The following is a 7,015-nucleotide window of genomic DNA, read 5'->3' on the forward strand; positions in this document are numbered from 1 at the left end:
CAGGCCGCCGTCAGCCCCAGGCCCGATCCGCCATAGGCCTCCGGGATCAGCACCCCCAGCAGGCCCGCCTCGGTCAGGGCCTCGACAAAGGCGGTGGGATAGGTCCGCTCACGGTCGCGCTCCCGCCAGTACTCCCCCGGGAACCCCGCACACAGCCTGCGCACCGTCTCCAGGATCGGCTCCAGGTCCGAAGCGCTCGTCATCGTGCCGTCCATGTCGTTCCGTCCCGTCCTGGCCCAGGCCCGGGCTATAGCAAATCGGCCCGGACGCCGGATACGGCTCTAGCGGTTTCACCCAGCGTCAGGCCACGGCCGATGGCCGCGCCCTCGCCGAAGGCGGAGCCCTGCTCTTAGGCGCCGCCACGAGGGTTCTGCCTAAGAGGAGGGCGCTTGGGCTTCCCGTCGGCGGCGTGTCGTATTACGATTTGTGCGGTTCGTAATACCGTTGAACGAAGTCGGACATGGACGTCGAAACCCTTCCCCTGGCGCGACTGAGCCTGAGCATGCCGGCCGAGCTGCTCAGCCAGCTGGACGCGATGGTGGCCGAACGTGGCCTGCCGAGCCGGTCGCAGATGATCGCCGAGCTGATTCGCCATGAGCTCGCCGAGCATGGCGAGGAACGGGCCGGAGTGGTGCTGGCCGGCACCATCACGCTCATCTATCGCACCGAGAGCGGCCGGGTCCGCCAGGCCCTCGCCCAGGCCCAGCAGGCCTATCTGGAGGAGGTGATCTCCTCGCAGCACGTGTTCCTGGAGGACGATCAGTCGCTGGAAGTGCTGCTGGTCCAGGGACCGTCGGAGAACCTGCAAGGGCTCTGCGATCTGCTGCGCAAGATCCGCGGCGTCCAACAGTTGAAGCTGGTCACCACCACGGCCCTGCTGCCGCCCCTTCATGCCCTGACCTCCTACACGCTCCAGGATCCGGAATGACCGACACCGCCAATCCCTATGGCGCCCAGGCCCATGCCCGGGCCATGGCTGGAACCCGGGTCGACGCCATGCCGACCTTGCCGGCCAGCGTCGCCGCCGACCTGCCGGCCGGCGTCGCCGCCGAGGCCATGGTCTGGGAAGAGACGATCGCGAGCGGTGGCTACGCGGCCAAGCAGCTGGCCCGTGGCGCGCGGCTTCAGCTGACGGATCTGGCGGGCGACGCCTGCGCCTCCATGCTGGTGTTCAACGCCGAGCGGCCGATCGAGCGGCTGAACGTCGCCGATACGCTCAAGGTCCAGTGGAACGCCTATCTGGGCGCCGGGCGACTGGTGCTGTCTGACATGGGCAAGGTGATGCTCAGCGTGCTGGACGACGACGCGGGGACCCACGACGCCTTCTGCGGCGCTTCGAACCAGGCGTCCAACGCCCGGCGCTACGGGACCGGCGACAACTGGGGGCCGCATCCCAACGCCCGCGACCGCTTCAGCCTGGCGCTCGCCAAGTTCGGCCTGGGCCGCCGCGACATCCATCCCTGCATCACCTGGTTCAAGGGGGTGCGGGTGGAGGAGGACGGGGGGATCACGCCGCAGATCGGGCCCTTCGCCCCGGGGCGGACCCTGACCCTGCGCGCCGAGATGGACCTGATCGTGGTCATCGCCAACTGCCCGCACGTGCTCGACGCGCGGGCCGACTACTCCGTGACGCCGCTGCGGGTAAGCGCCTGGCGTGGACCGGTGACACCGGTCGATGATCCGATCCGCAACGCGACACCGGAGGGCCTGCGCGCCTTCCTGAACGTCGAATCCGATTTCAGCCGTTGAGCGTCGCCATGACCGATACCGCGCTGCAGGGCCTGACCGGCCCCGTCACCCTCGACCAGGTGGTCGCCGCCCGCGCCCCCTGGGACGCCATCGTCCGCAGGGGCCAGACCCTGCGCATCGTCGACCTGGAGGGGAACCAGGCGGTCGACTTCCTGATGTATGCGCTGGCCGACGACGCCGAGCGCTACAGCGCCCAGGACACCATGGCCGCCCAGGGCAATATCTTCCTGCGCACCGGCTCTGTGCTGCTGTCCAATGAGGGCCGCGCCATGGCCACGGTGACCGGGACCTCGGTCGCCTATCACGACACCATCGGCGGGGCCTGTTCCTGTGAGAGCAACACCCTGCGCTACGGCCACCACACCAAGAGCCAGCATGCCTGCGTCGAGAACTTCCTGCAGGCCAACGCCCGCCACGGGCGGGGCAAGCGCGACATGGTCTCCAACATCAACTGGTTCATGAACGTGCCGGTGGAGGCCGACGGCGCCCTGGGGATCGTCGACGGGATTTCCGCGCCCGGCCTGTTCGTCGACATGCGCGCCGAGATGGATCTGGTGGCGATCGTCTCCAACTGCCCGCAGATCAACAATCCCTGCAACGGCTTCAATCCGACGCCCGTGCGCATGATCATCGCGGGGTAGGGCCGTTGTTCACCAAGGTCCTGATCGCCAACCGGGGCGCCATCGCCTGCCGGATCATTCGCACCCTGAAGACCATGGGCGTCGGCTCGGTGGCGGTGTTCTCCGACGCAGACGCCGGATCGCTGCATGTGTCTCAGGCCGATGAGGCCGTGCGCATCGGCCCGGCCCCGGCGGCCCAGAGCTATCTGGACGTGGACGCCATACTGGCGGCGGCCAAGGCCACGGGCGCCCAGGCGATCCACCCGGGCTATGGGTTTCTGAGCGAGAATGTCGGCTTCGCGGAACGCTGCGCGGCGGCGGGCGTCGCCTTCATCGGCCCGACCCCGGACAACATCCGCGCCTTCGGCCTGAAGCACACGGCCCGCGACCTGGCGCAGGCGCACGGCGTGCCGCTCGCGCCCGGCACCGGCCTGTTGACCGATGCGGCGGCGGCGCGCGAGGCGGCGGAGCGGATCGGCTTTCCGGTGATCCTCAAGGCCACGGCCGGGGGCGGCGGGATCGGCATGCGGGTCTGCGAGGACCTCGCGGCGGTGGAGGACGCCTTCGCCGCTGTCGCGCGGCTGGCCGGCGGCAATTTCTCCGACACCGGCATCTTCCTGGAACGCTATGTGCGCCGCGCACGCCACATCGAGGTGCAGGTGTTCGGCGACGGCCAGGGGCGGGTGACGGCGCTCGGCGAACGCGACTGTTCCCTGCAGAGGCGCAATCAGAAGGTCATCGAGGAGACCCCGGCGCCGGGTCTGCCGGCCGCGACGCGGGCGGCCCTGATCGACGCCGCCGTGCGGCTGGCGGAGGCGGCGAACTATCGCTCGGCCGGCACGGTGGAATTCCTCTATGACGCCGAGCGCGACGACTTCTTCTTCCTGGAGGTCAACACCCGGCTGCAGGTCGAGCATGGAGTGACCGAACAGGTCACCGGCGTCGATCTGGTCGAATGGATGATCCGGGGCGCGGCCGGCGACTACGCCTTCCTCGACCAGTGGGACGGGACCGCCAGGGGCGCCTCGATCCAGGCCAGGCTCTATGCCGAGGACCCGGGCCAGGACTATCGGCCGTCGTCCGGCGTGCTGACGAAGGCGAGCTTCCCTTCGGAGGCCCGGGTCGACACCTGGGTCACCGACGGCTCGGAGGTCAGCGCCTACTACGACCCCCTGCTGGCCAAGCTGATCGTCACGGCCGCTGACCGGCCCGCCGCCGTGCTGGCCTTGCAGCAGGCGCTCGACCGCACGGCCCTGTTCGGGCTGGAGACCAATCTGGAATGGCTGCGCCAGGTGGCGCGCAGCCCGGCCTTCGTCAGCGGCGAGGTCTCGACCCGGGCTCTGGCGGAGGTCGACTTCAAGCCCTGCACCATCCGGGTGCTGAGCGGCGGGCCGGCGACCACCGTCCAGGACTATCCGGGGCGGCTGGGCTATTGGGACGTGGGCGTGCCACCGTCCGGGCCGATGGACGCCTTCGCCTTCCGGCTGGGCAATCGGCTGCTGGGCAATCCCGAGGGGGCGGCCGGGCTGGAGATCACCGCTCTGGGCCCCAGCCTGGTGTTCAACCACGATGCGGTGGTCTGCCTGACAGGCGCCGAGTTCGAGGCGCGCCTCGACGGCGACCTGATCGCCACCTATGCGCCTGTCGAGATCGCGGCGGGCCAGACCCTGAAGATCGGCCGGGTGAAGGGCGCGGGCCTGCGTGGCTATCTGCTGGTGCGCGGCGGGCTCGACCTGCCGGCCTATCTGGGCAGCCGTTCCAGTTTCACCCTGGGCGGCTTCGGCGGCCACGCCGGGCGCACGCTCGCGGCCGGCGACGTGCTGCACCTGGGCCATGAGGAGATCGGGCCGGTGGCTGGACCCCTGTCGGCCCAGCTGGCGCCGGACCTGACCCGGGCCTGGACCATGCGGGTGCTGGCCGGACCGCACGGCGCGCCGGACTTCTTCACCGCCGAGGACATCGCCATGATCGGCGGGGTCGAGTGGAAGGTGCACTACAATTCCAACCGCACCGGAGTCCGCCTGATCGGGCCCAAGCCCCAGTGGGCCAGGCGCGACGGCGGGGAAGCCGGCCTGCACCCCTCCAACATCCACGACAACGCCTATGCGATCGGCGCCGTCGACTTCACCGGCGACATGCCGATCATCCTGGGGCCGGACGGGCCGTCGCTCGGCGGCTTTGTCTGTCCGTTGGTGGTGATCCAGGCTGATCTCTGGAAGGTGGGCCAGCTCGCGCCCGGCGACACGGTCAGCTTCCAGCTGGTCAGCGACGCCGAGGCCACAAGCGCCGAGCGGGACCAGGACCGGCTGATCGCCGAGCTGCGCGCGCCACCGCCAGTGGCGCCGTCGTCGGCCGGCGGATCGCTGTCTGATCCGATCCTGGGGGTCATCGAGGCCAACGGCCACCGGCCCCGCGTGGTCTATCGCCGCCAGGGCGACCGCCATCTGCTGGTCGAATACGGCCCCATCGTGCTGGACCTGGAACTGCGGCTGCGGGTCCACGCCCTGATGCTGGAACTGCAGGCCATGGCCTTGCCCGGCATCATCGACATAACGCCGGGCATCCGCTCCCTGCAGGTGCATTTCGACAGCCGGGTCCTGCCGCAGGCGCGGCTGCTGCAGGCGCTCGCCGACGCCGAGGACCGGCTGGGCGGGCTGGACGATTTCGAAATCCCCAGCCGGGTGGTCCACCTGCCACTGTCCTGGAAGGACCCGGCGATCTACGAGACTATCGACAAGTACATGGCGTCCGTCCGCGACGACGCGCCCTGGTGTCCGGACAACATTGAATTCATTCGCCGAATCAATGGGCTCGAGTCGGAAGATGATGTGCATCGCATCGTGTTCGACGCCCGCTATCTGGTGATGGGCCTGGGCGATGTCTATCTGGGCGCCCCGGTCGCGACCCCGGTCGATCCGCGCCACCGGCTGGTGACCACCAAGTACAATCCCGCCCGCACCTGGACCCCGCCCAATGTGGTGGGCATCGGCGGGGCCTATATGTGCATCTACGGCATGGAGGGGCCGGGCGGCTATCAGCTGTTCGGGCGCACCATCCAGGTGTGGAACACCTATCGCCAGACCAACGCCTTCATCGAGGGCAAGCCCTGGCTGCTGCGGTTCTTCGACCAGATCCGGTTCTTCCCCGTCAGCCACGAGGAGCTGACCGAGTGGCGCCGCGACTTCCCGCTGGGCCGGCGCGAGATCAAGATCGAGGAGGAGGTGTTCCGGCTCTCCGACTATCGCCGGATGCTGGCCGATGACGCCGACAGCATCACCGCCTTCCAGACCACCCGCCAGGCGGCCTTTGACGCCGAGCGCGCCGACTGGGAGCTGAAGGGCGAGTTCGCCCGGGTCGAGGCCCTGTCCGGCGACGCCGCCGCCGAGGCCGAGAGCGCCCCGATCCTGGCGCCGGAAGGCTCCGAACTGGTCGAGGCTCCCCTGGGCGGCAGTGTCTGGAAGATGCTGGTCCGGGTCGGCGACCGCGTGGAGAAGGGCGCGGTCATCGCGGTGATCGAGGCCATGAAGACCGAGTGCGACGTCGCCGCCCCCAATGCCGGGGTGGTCCGCCAGGTCTATGCCCAGGAGCGCCAGCCGATCGCGCCGGGCGCCCCGATGATCGCCGTCGAACCAGCCTGAGGAGAGACGAACCGTGACCCGCCCCTCCGTCGTCGCCATCGCCGCCGAGGTCTCCTCCGGCGCGCGGCGCGCCGTCACCGTCGCCGCCGAGGCCCTGGACACCATCGCCGCCTATGACGCGGTCCAGGCCCATGCCTGGATCTGCCGGCCGGACCCGGAGGCCGTGCTGGCCCAGGCCCGGGCCGTCGACGCCCGGATCGCGGCGGGCGAAGTGCTGCCCCTGGCCGGGGTGCCCTTCGCGGTGAAGGACAATATCGACGTGGCCGGCCTGCCGACCACGGCGGCCTGCCCGGCCTATGCCTATCAGCCGCAGGCCTCGGCCCATCTGGTGGAGAAGCTGATCGCCGCAGGCGCCATACTGATGGGCAAGACCAATCTCGACCAGTTCGCCACCGGCCTGGTCGGGGCCCGCAGCCCCTATGGCGCGCCGGCCTGCGTCTACAATCTCGACTATGTCAGCGGCGGGTCCAGCTCGGGCTCGGCCGTGGCGGTGGGGGCGGGACTGGTGGCGTTCGCGCTGGGCACGGACACGGCTGGATCGGGCCGGGTGCCGGCGGCGTTCAACGGCCTGATCGGGTTCAAGCCGACCAAGGGACGCTGGAGCACTGGCGGGGTCGTGCCGGCCTGCCGGACGCTCGACTGCGTGACGGTGATGACCCACGACGTGGCCGACGCGGCTCTCGTGGACTCGGTGATCGCGGGCTTTGATGCGGCAGATCCCTATAGCCGCCGGGCGGGCGAGGCCCCGCCTGTGTTCGACGAGGCCTTCAGTTTCGGCGTGCCCCGCGCGGACCAGCTGCTGTTCATGGGCGACGACCAGGCCCAGGCCTTCTATGGCCGCGCGGTCGAACGTCTGAAGGCCATGGGCGGGACGGCGGTCGAGGTCGATATCGAACCCCTGCTGGAGGCCGCCAAGCTGCTCTATAGCGGCCCCTGGGTGGCCGAGCGGACGGCGGCCGTCGAGGACCTCCTGCTCGCCAATCCGACCGCCATCCACCCGGTGGTCCG

At 69.9% G+C, this 7,015-nt stretch carries 6 protein-coding genes; 5 read left to right on the plus strand and 1 reads right to left on the minus strand.

Annotated elements, in window-relative coordinates; all coding sequences use genetic code 11:
* On the minus strand, positions 1 to 203 hold a 203-nt coding region (locus tag Q7P21_RS18115), incomplete at its 3' end, for an acyl-CoA dehydrogenase family protein (protein ID WP_304178379.1).
* Positions 204 to 460: 257 nt separating this feature from the next.
* On the opposite strand from Q7P21_RS18115, the gene Q7P21_RS18120 reads away from it, so the two are divergent.
* The 5 genes from Q7P21_RS18120 to Q7P21_RS18140 all read left to right on the plus strand — a co-directional run.
* A complete protein-coding gene (locus Q7P21_RS18120; protein WP_304178393.1) occupies positions 461 to 928 on the plus strand; it encodes a CopG family ribbon-helix-helix protein in 468 nt (155 codons plus the stop codon).
* Positions 925 to 1,749: an urea amidolyase associated protein UAAP1 gene (locus tag Q7P21_RS18125; RefSeq protein WP_304178402.1), complete on the plus strand. Its 825-nt coding sequence runs from the start codon at positions 925 to 927 to the stop codon at positions 1,747 to 1,749. Before Q7P21_RS18120 ends, Q7P21_RS18125 begins: the two co-directional genes overlap by 4 nt.
* Before the next feature lie 8 nt (positions 1,750 to 1,757).
* On the plus strand, positions 1,758 to 2,390 hold the full coding sequence (locus Q7P21_RS18130; RefSeq protein WP_304178411.1) for an urea amidolyase associated protein UAAP2: 633 nt from the start codon (positions 1,758 to 1,760) through the stop codon (positions 2,388 to 2,390).
* Positions 2,391 to 2,395: 5 nt separating this feature from the next.
* Positions 2,396 to 6,007, plus strand: a complete 3,612-nt coding sequence (uca, locus tag Q7P21_RS18135; protein WP_304178422.1) for an urea carboxylase — start codon at positions 2,396 to 2,398, stop codon at positions 6,005 to 6,007.
* 13 nt (positions 6,008 to 6,020) lie between these two features.
* Positions 6,021 to 7,015 (plus strand): amidase family protein (locus Q7P21_RS18140; RefSeq protein WP_304178432.1); only part of this gene is annotated, 995 nt, incomplete at its 3' end.

Source organism: Phenylobacterium aquaticum (genome assembly GCF_947378715.1).
In the GTDB taxonomy this organism is placed as follows: Bacteria; Pseudomonadota; Alphaproteobacteria; order Caulobacterales; family Caulobacteraceae; genus Phenylobacterium; species Phenylobacterium aquaticum_A.